This is a genomic window from Acidocella sp., from assembly GCF_050253495.1.
GTDB lineage: Bacteria > Pseudomonadota > Alphaproteobacteria > Acetobacterales > Acetobacteraceae > Acidocella.
In genome coordinates this window covers 204,474-220,508 of record NZ_JBFWIX010000002.1, presented here as the reverse complement: position 1 = coordinate 220,508, position 16,035 = coordinate 204,474, and the positions used below count along the sequence as shown (strand labels likewise).

The 16,035-nt window shown below is 66.3% G+C and carries 15 protein-coding genes; 7 read left to right on the top strand and 8 right to left on the bottom strand.

Annotated features, from left to right (window positions below; genetic code table 11):
• Positions 1-105: 105 nt before the first annotated feature.
• The 3 genes from AB7D48_RS03235 to AB7D48_RS03225 all read left to right on the top strand — a co-directional run bounded on the left by AB7D48_RS03235 (position 106) and on the right by AB7D48_RS03225 (position 2,418).
• On the top strand, positions 106-942 hold the full coding sequence (locus tag AB7D48_RS03235) for a glycoside hydrolase family 16 protein (protein WP_427975877.1): 837 nt from the start codon (positions 106-108) through the stop codon (positions 940-942).
• An 82-nt stretch (positions 943-1,024) separates the two neighbouring features.
• Positions 1,025-1,987, top strand: a complete 963-nt coding sequence (locus AB7D48_RS03230) for a magnesium transporter CorA family protein (RefSeq protein ID WP_427975876.1) — start codon at positions 1,025-1,027, stop codon at positions 1,985-1,987.
• Complete coding sequence (locus tag AB7D48_RS03225; RefSeq protein WP_427975875.1) at positions 1,984-2,418, top strand: SufE family protein; 435 nt, start codon at positions 1,984-1,986, stop codon at positions 2,416-2,418. The genes AB7D48_RS03230 and AB7D48_RS03225 overlap by 4 nt, the downstream gene beginning before the upstream one ends.
• Positions 2,419-2,567: 149 nt before the next feature.
• Here the strand turns inward: AB7D48_RS03225 and AB7D48_RS03220 are convergent, their stop codons facing one another.
• From AB7D48_RS03220 to ubiG, 8 genes are all read right to left on the bottom strand, one after another.
• Complete coding sequence (locus AB7D48_RS03220) at positions 2,568-2,960, bottom strand: hypothetical protein (RefSeq protein WP_427975874.1); 393 nt, start codon at positions 2,958-2,960, stop codon at positions 2,568-2,570.
• Between the two features lie 79 nt (positions 2,961-3,039).
• Positions 3,040-3,357: a hypothetical protein gene (locus AB7D48_RS03215; RefSeq protein WP_427975873.1), complete on the bottom strand. Its 318-nt coding sequence runs from the start codon at positions 3,355-3,357 to the stop codon at positions 3,040-3,042.
• An 80-nt stretch (positions 3,358-3,437) separates the two neighbouring features.
• Positions 3,438-5,432 (bottom strand): FUSC family protein, encoded by a 1,995-nt coding sequence (locus tag AB7D48_RS03210; RefSeq protein WP_427975872.1) that lies wholly within the window; start codon positions 5,430-5,432, stop codon positions 3,438-3,440.
• A 9-nt stretch (positions 5,433-5,441) separates the two neighbouring features.
• On the bottom strand, positions 5,442-7,655 hold the full coding sequence (parC, locus tag AB7D48_RS03205; RefSeq protein WP_427975871.1) for a DNA topoisomerase IV subunit A: 2,214 nt from the start codon (positions 7,653-7,655) through the stop codon (positions 5,442-5,444).
• The gene (gene recO / locus AB7D48_RS03200; protein WP_427975870.1) at positions 7,645-8,385 is read right to left on the bottom strand and encodes a DNA repair protein RecO; all 741 of its coding nucleotides are present in this window, start codon (positions 8,383-8,385) and stop codon (positions 7,645-7,647) included. Before recO ends, parC begins: the two co-directional genes overlap by 11 nt.
• Positions 8,386-8,391: 6 nt before the next feature.
• Complete coding sequence (locus tag AB7D48_RS03195) at positions 8,392-8,562, bottom strand: hypothetical protein (protein ID WP_427975869.1); 171 nt, start codon at positions 8,560-8,562, stop codon at positions 8,392-8,394.
• Positions 8,552-9,526, bottom strand: coding sequence for an amidohydrolase (locus AB7D48_RS03190; protein WP_427975868.1), 975 nt, complete (start codon positions 9,524-9,526; stop codon positions 8,552-8,554). Before AB7D48_RS03190 ends, AB7D48_RS03195 begins: the two co-directional genes overlap by 11 nt.
• 97 nt (positions 9,527-9,623) lie before the next feature.
• A complete protein-coding gene (ubiG, locus tag AB7D48_RS03185; protein ID WP_427975867.1) occupies positions 9,624-10,331 on the bottom strand; it encodes a bifunctional 2-polyprenyl-6-hydroxyphenol methylase/3-demethylubiquinol 3-O-methyltransferase UbiG in 708 nt (235 codons plus the stop codon).
• A gap of 76 nt (positions 10,332-10,407) precedes the next feature.
• Here ubiG and AB7D48_RS03180 point away from each other — a divergent pair, with 76 nt between their 5' ends.
• Genes AB7D48_RS03180 through AB7D48_RS03165 form a run of 4 tightly spaced genes read left to right on the top strand, consistent with a single transcriptional unit; the run spans position 10,408 to position 16,029 of the window.
• Positions 10,408-11,622 carry an aspartate kinase gene (locus AB7D48_RS03180; protein WP_427975904.1) on the top strand — a complete coding sequence of 405 codons (1,215 nt, stop codon included), beginning with the start codon at positions 10,408-10,410 and terminating at the stop codon, positions 11,620-11,622.
• Between the two features lie 2 nt (positions 11,623-11,624).
• A complete protein-coding gene (locus tag AB7D48_RS03175) occupies positions 11,625-12,668 on the top strand; it encodes an NAD(P)H-dependent flavin oxidoreductase (protein ID WP_427975866.1) in 1,044 nt (347 codons plus the stop codon).
• Positions 12,652-14,922: a phosphoenolpyruvate--protein phosphotransferase gene (gene ptsP / locus AB7D48_RS03170; protein WP_427975865.1), complete on the top strand. Its 2,271-nt coding sequence runs from the start codon at positions 12,652-12,654 to the stop codon at positions 14,920-14,922. The genes AB7D48_RS03175 and ptsP overlap by 17 nt, the downstream gene beginning before the upstream one ends.
• A 33-nt stretch (positions 14,923-14,955) precedes the next feature.
• Positions 14,956-16,029: a helix-turn-helix domain-containing protein gene (locus AB7D48_RS03165; RefSeq protein ID WP_427975864.1), complete on the top strand. Its 1,074-nt coding sequence runs from the start codon at positions 14,956-14,958 to the stop codon at positions 16,027-16,029.
• Positions 16,030-16,035 lie beyond the last annotated feature (6 nt).

The window sequence follows — 16,035 nt, the reverse complement described above, 5'->3', positions numbered from 1 at the left end:
GGCATGACGTAGATCAATTTTTCTGCAAGAGCAACAAAATATTTCTAAAATTATGCAAAGCTCTATTTTCTGGACAAACACCGCCAAATCGGTCACGCATGGCACATGGTTTCCCTTTCGACCTTGTTGCATGGCATGGCGGGCTGCCTGTTCTGCGCCGTGGCCGCCCTGGCGGGTTTGCCGCCCGCGGCGGCGCAAAGCCCCTCGGCCGCCACGCTGGATCTTTCCGGCTACCATGTCACGTTTTCGGACGATTTCTCCACCCTCAGCCTGGCCGCCCAGGGCCCCGGCGCCCGCTGGACCACCCATACGCCCTGGCATGGCGATTTCGGCGACGCCACATTTTCCGACCCAAGCCCGGATGTCTTCAAATCCACGCCCGACGGGTTGGAAATCATCGCCAGCAAGGGGGCCGACGGTCACTGGCGCTCGGGGCTGATCAGTTCCGCCTGGGCCGATAACAACCCGAAGGCCGGCTTCACGCAGGAATACGGATATTTTGAAATGACCGCGCAACTGCCCGACGGCATGGGCACCTGGCCGGCTTTCTGGCTGATCGGCTCGGACAAGCGCAGCTTCGCGGCGGAAATCGATGTCATCGAATATTATGGCGGCTTTCCCCGCTATTTTCACACCACCGAGCATGTCTGGGTCAACGGCAAGAACCAGCTTTTACGCGCCACCATGCCGGAAGTGCCAAAAGGCCAGCTCTCCTCGGGGTTCAATCGGTTCGGCGTGCTGATCACACCGCAAACCACCAGCTTCTACCTCAACCGGCATGAATTCTGGTCTACCCCGACCCCACCCGAATACCGCCAGCCAATGTATATGCTGGCCGATCTGGCCCTGGGCGGCGGCTGGCCGATTTCCGGCCTCAAATCCCCCATCGTGATGCGGATCAAGGACATCAAGGTCTGGCAACGCGACAAACCCTGGAACTGACGCCCGCCTGACCGAACCACCCTGCCCAGCTTGCCAAAGCTCATGACGCTGATATTGCTGCCCCCATGGACGAGGAGCAGACATGCTGAGAGCCTATGCCTGCCGGAAGGGCCGTCTGCACCGCCTTGAGCCGGAAGAGACCGGCCAGGCCACCTGGTTCGATCTGGAAAAGCCCAGCCCCGAGGAATATGCCTTCGTCACCAAGGTGACCGGCCTGTCCCTGCCGCATTACGCCGATTTGTCGGAGATCGAGAATTCCTCCCGCCTTTCCGTCGACGGTGAGGTTCTGACCCTCTCCCTTCCCATTGTCACGCGCATGGCCGGCTCGCTGGAGGCCGGGGTATGCGGCTTCGTCCTCTCGCCCTCCTGCCTGGTCACGCTGCGTTTCGCGCCCAGCCTGCTCTTTCATCAATTCACCACCACCACCCCCGCCGAGGGTGTGCCTGACAGCGCGCATATCTTCGCCGGCCTGCTGGAAGGCGTGGTGGACAGGCTGGCCGACGCGCTGGAAAAGCTCCGCGAGGAGCTGGACCAGCTCAGCCACCGGATCTTCCACCACCGCCTCGGCAGCCGCACCCCCTCGCGCAACGCCGAGCGCGAACTGCAAGGCATATTGGTCACTCTGGGCCGTAACTACGACGCCATCTCCTACCTGCGCGACTCCCAGCTTGGCGTCGCGCGCATCGCCCCCTACGCCCTCTCGGCGGTGGAGTGGCTATCCAAACCGGTGCGCGACAGGCTGAAATCCATCAACAGGGACGTCTCCTCCCTCAACGAGTTCTCCACCCACCTGACCGACAAGGTCCAGTTTCTGCTGGATTCCACCCTGGGCTTCATCAATATTGCCCAGAACAGCCTGATCAAGGTCCTGACCATCGTCTCCATCATGGGCATTCCGCCCACGCTCATCGCGGGCATTTACGGCATGAATTTCAAATTCATCCCCGAACTCTCCTGGACCTACGGCTACGCCTATGCCTGGGCGGTGATGATCGTCACCGCCGTTGCCCCCCTGATCTGGTTCCGTAAAAAAGGTTGGATATGATCGATTTCTACAAGCCCGAAGAAGCCAACGCCGAGGACGCCATCGAAGCCATCGGCGGCGAATTATCCATGTTCGACGACTGGATGGAGCGTTACGAATTCATCATCGAGCTGGGCCGGAAACTGCCGCCCTACCCCGCCGAATGGCAGGATGAGGCCCATCGCGTGCAAGGCTGCCAATCTCAGGTCTGGCTCGCCGCCCAGGCGCAAGACGGTAAATTATGGTTCACCGGCGCATCGGACGCCGCCATCGTCTCCGGCCTGGTGGCGCTGGTGCTCCGGGTCTATTCCGGCCGGGACCGCGCGCAAATCCTGGCAACCCCGCCGAAATTCCTGCACGATCTCGGCCTGATCGGCGCCTTGTCGACCAATCGCGGCAATGGCGTCGCGGCCATGGTCGAGCGTATTCACGCCATTGCCCAGGCCGCCTGAAGCATCCGCCTCAGCGCCTTTGCCGGCCCCGGTTAATGTCCGGTCCCTGAAACTTCACCCCCTGAAATTCCCGCCCCTGAAACCCTCGGGGGAATTTCAGGGGCGGGCCGCTCGGTCGCGGCAATATCGCAACCGTTCCGCCGCCCCATTCAGACCCAGTGGCCCGGCACCCAGCGCCAAGCGCCCCCGCTCACCGCCCAATGGCCATCCACCCAACGGTGCCAGCCCGGCGCCCTGCGGACATAATGGCCCCGCATCCAATGGTAGCGGTACCCATTCCACGCCCAATGGCCAGGCCGCCAGATATAGCCCCGGCCAGGCGGCGGGGGCGGTGGGGGCTCATGGCGCGGCGGCGGCACGGGCCGGTAATGCGGCGGATAAGGCGGCCTGCCGGGCGGGGGTGGCGGCGCGGGCGGGCCAGGTGGGCCTGCCGGCGGGGGTGGCGCGGGCTGCGCCACTGCCGGCATGGCCAGCGCCCCTAACGTCGGCACGGATAGAACCGCCCCCATGAACAATCTGGAAAGCGAACGGCGTGTCGTCATCGGCGTCTCCGATTCCTGTTACAGAACAAGAACTAGTCGCCGAACATGGCGAAGCCGGGGCGGATTATGTAAAAAACGGTTAACTTGCCGTCACTTGCGACAGCCTGCGCCGGTTGGCCCGCACCTTCTTGCGGTAAAGCTGCACGATCTCCGGCGCGTTCATATGCTTCTTGCCGTCGAGCGCGGCATGCAGCATCAAGGCGCCGCTCTCCTGCAAGGCCTGCATTTTTTCCGCAACCATCAAGGCCGCCTCGCGCGGAACATCCGGCCCGCCCATCGCCAGCTTGGTCAGCCGCAACGCCACCACCTGCTGCGCCTCGAATGCCAGCATGGTGCCCTGGGCGGTCAAATTGGCGAGGGTCAGATCCGGCCAATCGAACAAAGAATTGCCACTCATCCCAAAATATCCTTGCTTCATTCAAGCAATATGGATTTTTTTGCGCTGCAACAAAAGTCAAAAAGCACATTCCTGGCCTGTCAGCCGGTCATTAGCCTCACTTGCAGCGCCAACCGCGCCAGATCCTCCGCGCCGGGGCCCACGGGCACGGGCGGGCGCGGCTTGGCCTCGCCCGTCTCCAGCGCCGCGCGGATCCATCCTGGCCAGCCCTGCCACACGGCCACCTCCTGCGGCGCGATCGGCGGGCGCTCGACCGCCAGCAGGGAAAGCCGGCCCGCCATGCGCCGCAGCGCGGCATCCACCGCCGCCGTTTTCACCAGGGCCGGCTCATACCCGGCATGCGGCTCCGCCAAGGCGCGCGACAAGGCGGCCTCCAGATTATTGCTCGCCAACCCCGCCATGCGCCGCGCCGCCTCGGCCGTCCTCCATTCGCCTTGTCCCAGCAAGGCCATGATCACCGCCTCCGCATAGGCGGCATGGGCGCGCTTGGCCGCGGCGATGGTGGCCTCCAGCTTCGGCGCCTCGAAACTCGGCCAAAGCAGGGCGCTGCCCAGCACCGCCAGCGCCCCGCCCAGCAGCGACCACAGCACGCGCGAGAGGGCCACATAAAGCTCGCTCTCGCCGCTGGGCCGGATCTGCTCGATCAGCAGCACGATCATCGGCGTCAATACCGCGATATACAGGCTGAAATTCACGGTCCGCAGCGCGAAGGCGCACAGGCTGAGCGGCAGCATCGCGATGGCGAGCTGCAAATCCGTATGCACGAACAACCCGATGACGGCGGCCAGAACACCGCCCAGCACCGTGCCGGCGGAACGTTCGGCCGTGCGCGCCCAGGTGGCGGCGAAATAAGGCTGTAGGCAGAAAACCAGCGTGATCGTGGCCCAATGGGCATAAAGCCCGCCAAAGCGCGAGGTCACCGCCAGAACCGGCGTGGCGATGATGGCCACGCGCAGCGCATGCCTGAACGCGGCGGAGGATCTGGTGAAATTCTGCCTGACGGGCGAGAGCAGGCGGCGGCGGAAATCGGCCGGTCCCGGCGATGGCGCGGGCACCTTGGCCGTGGGCGCCACGGCGATTAGCACCGCGAACTGCTCGGCGATGGCGGCCAGAACATGGCGCTCGGGCGCGTCCGGCAGCACCCGCAAGGTCTGGCGCAACCGCTTCAGGCTGGCGCGCTTGCGCGGCGTATCCAGCGGCCTGTCCGCCTCGATCTCAGGCGCCATCGCCGCCAGCCAGCCGGAGATCAGCCGCAGCGGCTTCACGCATTCCTCCCGCACCGAGGGGTCTTGCTCCAATTGCTCCGAAAGGGCGATCTGCGCGCCAAAAATCCGGTCCAAACTCTCAAGCCGCAGGGAAATCTGCGCCCCGCGCGGCGAGATCAGCCCCCGCCTGCGGAATGTTTCATAAGCAACGCCGCGCGCGGTCTCGATCGCCTCGCGGACCTGCCCGCGATATTCCAGCGCATGGGCCGAGAACGCCTCTCCGCCCTCCGCGTCGCGGGCAAACATCACCAGCTCGTCGTTCAGCTTCGCCAGCCGCCTCGCCGCGTCGGCCAGCGCCCGCCGGGACACCGCATAAGGATGGGTCTGCCAGATCACCACCGTCAGCAGCACCGCCCAGGCCGCCCCGGCCAGGAAATTGACGCCATGCACCACCGCCAGCATCGCCGAGGGCTCCGGCGCGCCCAGCGCCAGCACCACCGCCACGCTGATGAGATTGCCCACCTGCAAGCCGCTCTGCCCGTAAATCCGCGCGAAACTGGCGCAGAAGATCAGCACCCCGGCGATCGGCGCCGAAATCAGCGCCCCTTGCGCCCCCAGCCAGGTGAACAGCCCATATAAAACCCCGCCCGCCAAGGCAAAGGCGATCACCGCGGGCGCGCGCCGCGCCGCCGGGCCGCCCGGGTCGGCATAGCATGTCAGCAGCGCCCCGAACGCCGCCAACCCCAGCCGGGGCAGGTCGAACAACTCGCCGATCAGAAGCGGCAGCGCCACCGCGCAGAAGGCCCGCAGCCCCTCCGAAAGCGACAGCGCCCGCAAATTCAGCGCCCAATTCGGTAAAACCGGCTTCATGCGCCGGGATCAGCCAAATTTGTTGGATTTGGGAAAACCATTCGGCGGCATGCGCCCCGCCGCGGCCCGCGCGCCCAGCCACTCGGTCAGCTTCTGCTCGGTGCGCACGCGCTCGCCGATGCTCCAGCTCAGCCCTTCCGCCAGGATGAACACCTTGGCGTCCGACAATCCGCCATCCTTGTATTTCTGCAATTGCACACCCGCCCCGCGCGGCATTTCCGGCAATTGCTCCAGCGGAAAGACCAGCAGCTTCCGGTTGCGCCCCACCACCGCGACATGGTCGCCAATGGCCGGAACGCACACCACCCATTCCTCGCCGGGTTTGAGGGTGAGAACGGTCTTGCCCGCGCGCCGTTCGGAGGCCAGCTCTGCTCCCGGCAACACAAACCCCCGCCCGGAGGAGGAAGCCACCAGATATTTCCCCCCCGCATCCGGCACGAAGAGCATCAGCACGCCATCCTCATTGGCCAGCTCCACCATCAACCTGATCGCCTGGCCATCGCCGCGCCCGCGCGGCACATCCGCCGCCTTGATGGTATAAACGCGCCCATTGGTGCCCAGCAGCGCGATCTTATCCGTCGACTGGCAAGGCAGCAGCGCGAACAGCTTGTCGCCTTCCTTGAATTTCAGATCGGCACCGTCCGCGAGATGCCCCTTCTGCGCGCGGATCCAGCCTTTCTCGGAGAGAATCACCGTGATCGGTTCACGCTCCACCAGCGCCTCGGCCACAATCTCAACCACCGGCGCGGCCTCGGAAATCTTCGTCCGCCGCGCGCCCAGGGCGCCGGAGCCGAATTTCTCCCTCACCTCGACGATTTCCGCGCCGATCCTCGCCCAGCGCTTGCCCTCGTCCCTTAGCAGCGCCTGCAAGCCCTTCTGCTCCGCCGTGAGCTTCTTATGCTCGTTGCGGATCTCCATTTCCTCCAGCTTGCGCAAGGCGCGCAGCCGCATGTTCAAAATCGCCTCGGCCTGCACCTCGGTCAGCACGAAGGTGGCGATCAATTGCTCCTTCGGCTTATCCTCGAAGCGGATAATCCGGATCACCTCGTCAAGATTCAGAAAGACCTTGATATAACCGTCGAGAATCTCCAGCCGCCTGGCGATCGCCGCCAGCCGGTGATTGGTCCGGCGCACCAGCACCTCGTGCCTGTGGTCCAGCCAGGCGCGCAAAATCGCCTTCAGCCCCATCACCTTCGGCGTGCGCCCGCCATCCAGCACATTCATGTTCAACGAGAAACGCGATTCAAGCTGCGTGGCGCGGAACAAGGAGGCCATCAGCATGTCCGCGTCCACGGCGCGGTTCTTGGGCTCCAGCACCAGCCGGATATGCTCGGCGCTCTCATCGCGCACATCGCCCAGCAGCGGCAATTTCTTGTCCGTCAGCAGCAGCGCGATCTGCTCCACCAGCCTGGATTTCTGCACCTGATACGGAATTTCCGTCACCACGATCATCCAGGTGCCGTGCTTGCCCTCCTCCTTATGCCATTTCGCCCGGGTGCGCAGGCTGCCGCGCCCCGTCTCATAGGCATTGAGAATGACCGCCTCATCCTCCACCAGTTCCCCACCGGTCGGAAAATCCGGGCCTTTCAGATACTTCAGCAAATCCGCCGTGCTGGCTTGCGGCTTTTCAATGAGATGCAGCGCCGCCGCGCACACCTCCCCGGCATTGTGCGGCGGGATGGAGGTCGCCATGCCCACCGCGATACCGGATGCGCCATTGGCCAGCAAATTCGGGAAGGCGCCGGGCAACACCACCGGCTCATGCTCCTCCCCGTCATAAGTCGGGCGGAAATCCACCGCGTCCTCGTCGATGCCGCGCAGCAGATATTCCGCGATCTCCGTCAGGCGCGATTCGGTGTAGCGCATCGCGGCGGCGTTATCGCCGTCGATATTGCCGAAATTCCCCTGCCCCTCGATCAGCGGGTAACGCGCCGCGAAATCCTGCGCCAGGCGCACCAGCGCCTCATACACCGCCGAATCGCCATGCGGGTGGAACTTACCGATCACGTCGCCCACCACGCGGGCGCATTTCTTGAAGCCCGAGCGCGGATCCAGCTTCAGTTGATGCATGGCATAGATCAGCCGCCGGTGTACCGGCTTCAGCCCATCGCGGACATCCGGCAGCGAGCGGGACATGATGGTGGACAGCGCATAGGCCAGATAGCGCTCGGAAAGAGCCGGCCCCAGCGCCAGATCCTCCACCCGTCCGAAATCATCCGGCATCGCCGCCATCCTTTCCACCAAGCCTCAGGGAAACCTGCTCATAAAGAGCCTGCCGCGCCGGCGGAAGAGGGCGGTGGCGCGCCCCGAACACATCGCGGGTGAGAAAATGCCCGCTCAGGCGCAGGGCCGCCGCGCAATCCTTGAGATCCGCCTCCCCCTCCCCCAGCAAAAATTCAGGCAACGGCAATAACCGGTTCACCCAGTTCCCAGCCTCGGAGAACGTCACCGCCCGCCCGGTGCGCGGCGACACATAGGCCAGCCGGTCATTGCTCCCGGCGGATGAGGAAAAATCCAGCCCAAACCCCAGTTCGCGCAGCAACACCAGCTCCCAGCGGCACAGTTCGGGCAGGGCGAAACCCTTGATGTCGATCCCGGCCAGCAGCCGCAGCAACCCCTCGAAGCTCTCCGGCGCGGCCTCGCGTTCCGGCAGCGCCTGGGCGGCAAGCTGGCAGGCGGCCCGCAGAATGGCGAGACTGTCGGGCGTCTCCATCGCCAGGGCCGCGGCCGGGCGCACCAGCTCCGCGCTATAGGCGCCAAGCTGCTCGGGCAAGCGCGCCGTCCAGCGCGCCGAGACGATATTGCCGACCTCCCACAGCCCAGCCTGCCGCCGCGAGGCTCCCCCCTTGGCCAGCCCTTTCCAGAGCCCCCCGGGTGTCAGCAGGGCAACGACGAAATCGCCCTCGCCATGCTGGGCCCGTTCGACGACAATGCCCGGCCCCTCACGCTCCACGCGCCCTCACCGCAGCGCCGCCTTGGCGCTTTCCGCCAGAAACCGCGCCGCGGCCGGCAGGATCGCGTCGTTATAATCGTAAGCCGGATTATGCAGCCCGGCACCGGGACCATTGCCGATCCAGGCATAGGCGCCGGGAATATCCGCCAGAAAACGGCCGAAATCCTCAGCCCCCATGGTCGGCTCCATATCCCGGCGCACATGCAGCCCCCCCCGCCGCCGCCGCCTGGGCGGCCAGTTCCGCCTCCTCGGGCCTGTTGACGGTGGGGGCCAGATCCTCACCCAGCCAGATTTGCGCCTCCAGCCCAAAGGCCATGGCCACGCCGTTCGCCGTCTCGCTCAGGCGGCGTTTCAGCAGGCTCATGCTCTCCAGGCTGAAAGCCCGGATGGTGCCACCCATGGCGGCTGTCTCGGGCACCTGATTGCGCGCCTCCCCGGCCTTCAGGGTGCAGGTGGAAATCACCCCCGCCTGCAAGGGCGCCAGATTGCGCGCCACGATGGCGTTCACCGCCACGATCAGTTGCGCGATGCCCTGCACCGGGTCCACGCACAAATGCGGCATCCCCGCATGACCGGCCTTGCCCTTCAGCGTGATCTCGAAATTCACCGCCCCGGCCATCACCGGGCCAGGATGGACCATCACCGTCCCCGCCTCCAACCCCGGCCAGTTATGGTACCCAAAAATGCGCTCCATCGGAAAACGCTCAAACAGCCCGTCCTCCACCATGGCATGCGCGCCCTTCAGCCCCTCCTCGGCGGGCTGAAACACCAGATGCACCTGGCCGCTCCACCCTTTATCCTCGCGCAGCAGCATCGCCGCCCCCAGCAGGGAGGTCGTATGCCCGTCATGCCCGCAGGCATGCATCACCCCCGGCGTCTGGGAGGCATAGGGCTTGCCCGTGGCCTCGGAAATGGGCAGCGCGTCCATGTCGGCCCGCAACCCCACGGAACGATTGGAGCCGCCGCGCTTCAGGCTCGCCACCACCCCATGTCCGCCAATGCCGGATTCATAGGGAATTCCCATCTCATCCAGCCGGGCGCAGACAAAGGCGGCCGTCTCTTGCTCCCGCCGGGAAAGTTCCGGGTGGGTGTGCAGATAATGCCGCCAGGCCGTCAATCTCGCCGCGAAATCATCCGGCATAACCGTCTCCTTCCGATTCGATCCCAGCGCCCTTCCGCGCAAGGCCGCCCCGTCTCTTATCAGGCCGCCTCTTATCAACCCATTCCTGATCCGCCCATCACGCCGCCACCGCCATGGCGATGTAATTCACGGACAGATCCCGGCTCACCGTGAAGCCTCGCGCCAATGGCGAGAAACTCAACCCCGCCGTCTCGGTCAGCCGCAGCCCCGCCTCCCGGCATAGCCGCCCCAGCTCCTCGGGCTTGATGAACATCTTCCAATCATGCGTGCCCACCGGCAGCAGCCGCAACATATATTCCGCCCCCAGCTTCGCCACCGCATAGGATCGCGGGGTGCGGTTGAGGGTGGACAGAAACAGCCGCCCCCCCGGCGCCAGCAAGGCCCGCAAGCTGGCCAGGAACGCCGCCGGGTCGGCCACATGCTCGATGATCTCCAGCGCCGTCACCACCGGAAACACCGCCCCCTCCGCCGCCAGCGCCTCCGCCGTGCCCTGGCGGTAGGTCAAATCCAGCCCCTGCCCCTCGGCATGGGCCCGCGCCACGGCGATCACCTCCGCGCCCGCATCCAGCCCGGTCACCGCGAATCCGTCCTTGGCCAGCGCCTCGGCCAGCAGCCCGGCCCCACAGCCGACATCGAGCACCGCCGCCCCCGCGCCGCAATCGCGCCGCGCCCGCGCCGCCACCCACGCCGCGCGCGGCGCATTCATCATATGCAGCGGGCGCATCGGTCCATGCCGGTCCCACCAGCGCGCCGCCAGCGCGTCGAACCGCGCGATTTCTTCTCCGATGACCGACCCTTGGCTCATTGCTCAAACCTTGCTCCGCCGCTATGTGACGCCCCTGCCCGTTTTTCACAAGGTTTACTGTACGCAAGGTTTGTCCATGGCACGCATCGTGATGAAATTTGGCGGCACCTCCGTCGCCGACCTCGACCGGATCAGGAATGTGGCGAAACGGGTCAAGACCGAGGCTGACACAGGCAACGAGGTTGCCGTCGTCGTCTCCGCCATGGCCGGCGTCACCAACAGGCTGGTCGGTTATTGCCAATCCCTCTCGCCGCTGTTCGACGCGCGCGAATATGATTCCGTCGTCGCCACCGGCGAGCAGGTCACCTCCGGCCTCACCGCCATCGCGTTGCAGGAGCTGGGGCAGGATGCCCGCTCCTGGCAGGGCTGGCAGATCGCGGTTGAAACCAATGGCGAGCACGGCAAGGCCCGCATCGAGAGCATCGACGGCGAAGAGCTGATCGAACGCATGAAACAAGGCCAGGTTCCGGTCGTGGCGGGCTTCCAGGGCGTGGGGCCGGACAACCGCGTCACCACGCTGGGGCGCGGCGGGTCGGACACCTCGGCCGTGGCGTTGGCGGCGGCGCTGAAGGCCGATCGATGCGATATTTATACGGACGTGGACGGGATCTACACCACCGACCCACGGATCGTTCCCAATGCGCGGAAACTGAGTAAGATCACCTACGAGGAAATGCTGGAGCTCGCCTCCGTGGGAGCGAAAGTGCTGCAAACCCGCTCCGTGGAGCTGGCGATGAAGGAGCGCGTGCGCGTGCAGGTGCTCTCCAGCTTCGCCGATACCCCGGGCACCATGGTCGTTGATGAGGAAGAGGTTGTGGAAAAGGAAATTGTCGCCGGCATCGCCTATTCGCGGGACGAAGCCAAAATCACCGTCCGCCGCGTGCCGGACCATCCAGGCATCGCCGCCGCCGTATTCGTGCCATTGTCGGATGCCAACATCAATGTCGACATGATCGTTCAGAACGTCGCCGCCGACGGCACCACGGACATGACCTTCACCGTCGGCAAGACCGACATGGCCCGCGCCCTGCAAGTGCTGGACCAGGCCAAGCCGGAGATCGGCTTCGCGGAGATCACCTCCGATCAGAACGTGGCGAAGATCTCCGTCGTCGGCGTGGGCATGCGCTCCCATGCGGGCGTGGCGGGCACCATGTTCAAGACCTTGGCGGCGCGCGGCATCAATATCCAGGCCATCACCACCTCCGAGATCAAGGTCTCGGTGCTGGTCGGCGCGGAATATACCGAGCTGGCGGTGCGCGCCCTGCACACCGCCTACGGGCTCGACGGCTGAGCATGCCCGACGCCATGGACCAGACCCTCGCCGCCACCCCGCGCTTCGAGGCCCTGCAACAGCGTGGGGCGGCTTTTCTTGGCACGCGCCACGCCATTCTCGGCGGAGCGATGAGCTGGGTGTCCGAGCGGCATCTGGTCTCGGCCATCTCCAATGCCGGCGGATTCGGCGTCATCGCCTGCGGGGCGATGACACCCGCCCTGCTGGAAAGCGAGATCGAGGCGACCAGGGCGCTGACCAGCGAACCCTTCGGCGTGAATCTCATCACCATGCATCCCCAGCTCGACGAGCTGGTGCGGGTCTGCCTGCGCCAGCGGGTCGGGCATGTGGTCTTCGCCGGCGGCATCCCCTCCTCCACCCATATCAAGGCGGCCAAGGATGGCGGAGCCAAGGTCGTCGCCTTCGCCCCGGCCCTGGTCCTGGCCAAGCGGCTGGTGAAATTCGGCGTGGACGCGCTGGTGATCGAAGGCTCCGAGGCGGGCGGGCATATCGGCCCGGTCTCCCTCACCGTGCTCGCACAGGAGATCCTGCCCCACATCGCCGAGGTGCCGGTCTTCGTGGCCGGTGGCATCGGCCGGGGCGAGGCGATGCTGGGCTATCTCGAAATGGGCGCCGCCGGCGTGCAGCTCGGCACCATGTTCGCCGCCGCCACCGAGAGCATCGCCCACGAGAATTTCAAGAAAGCCTTCATCCGCGCCGCCGCGCGCGACGCCCTGCCGAGCGTGCAGCTCGATGAACGCTTTCCCGTCATTCCCGTGCGCGGGCTGATCAATGAAGGCACCAGGCGCTTCATGCGCCATCAGGCGGACATCGTGCAAAAATTCCAGTCCGGCGATCTGGACAAAAACGCCGCGCAACTGGAGATTGAACATTTCTGGGCGGGCGCGCTGCGCCGCGCCGTCATCGAGGGTGATGTGGAGAACGGTTCAGTCATGGCGGGCCAGTCTGTCGGCATGGTCACGGCGGTGCGCCCCGTGGCGGAGATCGTCGCGGCGTTGCGGGCGCAAGCCATCGCCGCATTGGGGGCACGTGGCACAAGAGACTGACATTCCCCCCTCGCCCCGCCGCCGCAAGAAACCGAAATTCGGCGACACCCGGCATCTCTTTGCCCAACTCCGGGAGCATCTCGCCGCCGGCACCGCCTCCCTGCCCGATTTCGCCAAGCTGGTCGCCGAAGGGCTGGGCACCGATGCCTCCGTCATCTACGTCACCCGCCCGGGCGAGATTCTCGAACTGGCCGCCACCAACGGGTTGAAGGTCTCCGCCGTGGGCCGCACCAAGCTGCGCGTCGGCGAGGGGATCATCGGCCTCGCCGCCGCCTCGGGCGACATCCTGAATCTGGCGGATGTGCAGAACCATCCGCGCTATGTCTACCGCGCCGAAACCGGTGAGGAGACCATGGCCTCCATGCTCGCCGTGCCCGTCAAGCGCGCCGGGCGCACGCTCGGCGTGATCGCCGTCATGGCCAAGGAGGTCCGCACCTATTCCCCGGTCGAGGTCGAATCGCTCGCCACCGTGGCGATGCTGCTGGCCGAGATCCTGGCCCGCGCCGGCGCCACCGATGTCGGCGAGGAAGGATTTCCCGAAACCCTGCCCCGGCGCTATGCCGGGCATGTGCTGTCCGCCGGCATCGCCCGCGGCCTGGTGCTGGCCTATGGCGCGGCCGCGCCGATCGCCAAATTGCTGACGGACGATACGGAAGCCGAGCTGACACGGCTGGAAGGCGCCGTGGAAGTCGCCAACAAGGCGCTGGACGGGCTGATCGCCGCCAACGCGCCAGGCGGCAACACCTCGCGCGACGTGCTGGAAGCCTATCGCATGGTGGCGCAAAGCTCCGGCTGGCTCACCCAGGTGCGCGCCGCGATCAATGACGGTCTGACCGCCGAAACCGCCGTGGACAAGGTCGCCCGCCAATTGCGCGAGCGCATGCGCCGTGTCGCCGATCCATATCTGCGCGAGCGCCTCGCCGACATCGAGGACATGGTCGGCCGGCTGATGGTGGCTCTGGGCGGCATGGCCCCCAAGCCGGAACGCGCGGACGGCATGATCCTGATCGTGCGCCGCCTCGGCCCCGCCGACCTGCTGGACTGGCATACGCGCGGCATCGCCGGCGTCGCCATCGAGGAAGCCAGCGCCTCCGGCCATGCCGCCATCCTGGCGCGCGCGCTCAGCATCCCTGCCTTGCAGGTGGAGCGCGGCGCCGTGGAAGCGGCGGTGGAAGGCGAGCTTGCCCTGCTGGATGCCGAGGAAGGCACGCTGATCCTGCGGCCCGAGCCGGAGGTGATCCAGGTCTATGACCGCGCCCTGGCCGCGCGCAGCGAGCGCGCCGCCACCCTGGCCAGCTACCGGGACGTGCCCGCCATCACCCAGGACGGCACCGAGCTGAAATTGATGATGAATGTCGGACTGGCCCTGGAATTGGACCAGTTGGACAAGACCGGCGCCGACGGCATCGGCCTCTACCGTACCGAGATCGCCGCCCTGGCGGCGGGCGGCATACCGGACGTGGCGGGCCAGGCCGCCGAATATGGCAAGGTGATGGACCGCGCCAATGGCCGCCCGGTGCAGTTCCGCACGCTGGATCTGGGGGCCGACAAGCTGCTGCCCGGCGAAACCGCGCAGACGGAGGAAAATCCCGCCATGGGCTGGCGCTCCTTGCGCATCGGGCTGGACCGCCCCGCCATCCTGCGCCGGCAATTGCGCGCCCTGTTGCTCGGCGCGCAAGGACGGCCCTTGCGGGTGATGTTCCCCATGGTCGCCACGGTGGAGGAGTTCCGCGCCGCGCGGGATCTGCTGGAAGCCGAGGCCGGACGCATCCGCCCGGCCCCCGAACGGCTGGAAGCCGGCACGATGCTGGAAGTCCCATCCCTGCTTTTCCAGCTTCCCGGGCTGCTGGCGGAAGCGGATTTTATTTCCGTCGGCACCAACGATCTGATGCAGTTCCTGTTCGCGGCGGATCGCGGCACACCCGAGCTGGCGGACCGCTACGACACGCTCTCCGCCCCGGTGCTGGAAATGCTGGAAAAGCTCGTGACCTACTGCCAGGAGGCGGGCGTGCCGCTCTCCGTCTGCGGCGAGGCCGCCGGGCGGCCGCTGGACGCGCTGGCCTTCGCGGCGCTGGGCGTCACCACGCTGTCCATGTCCGGCAGCGCCATCCTGCAAGTGAAATCCGTGCTGGTGGAAACCGACCTCAACGCCCTGCGCCCGGTGCTGCGCGAACTGCGCCGCGCCGGGGCGGCGGGCGGCAGCATCCGCGAGCCGCTGGCGGTGTGGGCACGCGAGCATAATCTGGCAATTTGAGGGATGCGCCGTTCCGGGGTAAAAGAACGCGGCATGCCAGATAATTCGACCGGAACAGAGACTATCGAGCAAGAGGCGATCTCTCCAGCGGCGCGCGTCGGCGCGGGGCTGAGGGAGGTGCGCGAACGGCTGGGCTGGAAATTGCCGGAGGTAGCGGAGGGACTCCGTATCCGCCCGGAATTTATTTCCGCCATGGAGAGCGGCAATCTCTCCTCCCTGCCCGGCCCGGCCTACCGCGCGGGGTTCGTGCGCTCCTACGCCCAGGCGCTGGGGCTGGACGGCGAGGAAATCCTGCGCCGTTTCCGCGAAGCCGGGCAGATGGGTGAAACGCCTAAAGCGGAAATCCAGTTCCTGGCCCCGGTGCCCGACCGTGGTGTGCCCAAGGGGGCCATCGTCCTGATCGGCATCGTGGTGGTCGTGGCGGGTTATATCTTCTGGTACCATCATACCGAGCAGCAACGCCGCCTGGCGCAATCCGTGCCGCAAGTGCCGGCCGAGCTTCAGCCCCTGGCCACGCCGCCCAAGGTCGTCCCGCCCGCCCCGCAAGCCTCCTCCCCTCCGGCTCAAGCGCAACCCGCGCCACCTGAACAGGCCACCGCGACGGCGCAAGCCCAAACGCAAACGCCGCCGGATGAGTCCGGCGGCGCGCCCGCGGCGGCGCCGGCGCAACCCGCCACCGCCAGCCAGCCATCTCCCACGCCAGCGCCAGCCGCCAGCGCCACGCCCGTCCCCCCCACCGGCGCGGCGGCGTCAGCCGCCCCGCCCCCCGGCGCGCCGGGGGCCGGCATGGTGATCAGCGCCACCCAGGATGCCTGGGTGCAAGTAACCGACAGCAGCGGCAATATCCTGTTCAGCAAGGTGCTGCATGCCGGGGAGAGCTGGCCCGTTCCCCAGGAAGCCGGGCTGAAAATGACCACCGGCAATGCGGGCGGCACGGTCATCGTCACCGATGGCACGGCCGGGCAGCCCCTGGGTGCCGAAGGGGTGGTGCTGCGCGGCTACCAATTGACACCAGCCGCCAGCGGCACGGCTCCGGCCGCGGCGGCCACGCCTTCCCCAAATACCGGAAATACCGGAACCACCGGAAGTACCGGAACCGCCCCGTAAAGGAAC

Bases quoted from the DNA above. Each gene is read 5' to 3' on its own strand.
- AB7D48_RS03235 (WP_427975877.1), top strand. From the start codon at position 106: ATGGTTTCCCTTTCGACCTTGTTGCATGGCATGGCGGGCTGCCTGTTC.
- AB7D48_RS03210 (WP_427975872.1), bottom strand. From the start codon at position 5,432: ATGAAGCCGGTTTTACCGAATTGGGCGCTGAATTTGCGGGCGCTGTCG.
- AB7D48_RS03165 (WP_427975864.1), top strand. From the start codon at position 14,956: ATGCCAGATAATTCGACCGGAACAGAGACTATCGAGCAAGAGGCGATC.
- parC (WP_427975871.1), bottom strand. From the start codon at position 7,655: ATGCCGGATGATTTCGGACGGGTGGAGGATCTGGCGCTGGGGCCGGCT.
- AB7D48_RS03190 (WP_427975868.1), bottom strand. From the start codon at position 9,526: ATGCCGGATGATTTCGCGGCGAGATTGACGGCCTGGCGGCATTATCTG.
- ubiG (WP_427975867.1), bottom strand. From the start codon at position 10,331: ATGAGCCAAGGGTCGGTCATCGGAGAAGAAATCGCGCGGTTCGACGCG.
- AB7D48_RS03175 (WP_427975866.1), top strand. From the start codon at position 11,625: ATGCCCGACGCCATGGACCAGACCCTCGCCGCCACCCCGCGCTTCGAG.
- AB7D48_RS03215 (WP_427975873.1), bottom strand. From the start codon at position 3,357: ATGAGTGGCAATTCTTTGTTCGATTGGCCGGATCTGACCCTCGCCAAT.
- AB7D48_RS03180 (WP_427975904.1), top strand. From the start codon at position 10,408: ATGGCACGCATCGTGATGAAATTTGGCGGCACCTCCGTCGCCGACCTC.
- AB7D48_RS03195 (WP_427975869.1), bottom strand. From the start codon at position 8,562: ATGGGGGCTGAGGATTTCGGCCGTTTTCTGGCGGATATTCCCGGCGCC.
- AB7D48_RS03230 (WP_427975876.1), top strand. From the start codon at position 1,025: ATGCTGAGAGCCTATGCCTGCCGGAAGGGCCGTCTGCACCGCCTTGAG.
- AB7D48_RS03220 (WP_427975874.1), bottom strand. From the start codon at position 2,960: ATGACGACACGCCGTTCGCTTTCCAGATTGTTCATGGGGGCGGTTCTA.
- AB7D48_RS03225 (WP_427975875.1), top strand. From the start codon at position 1,984: ATGATCGATTTCTACAAGCCCGAAGAAGCCAACGCCGAGGACGCCATC.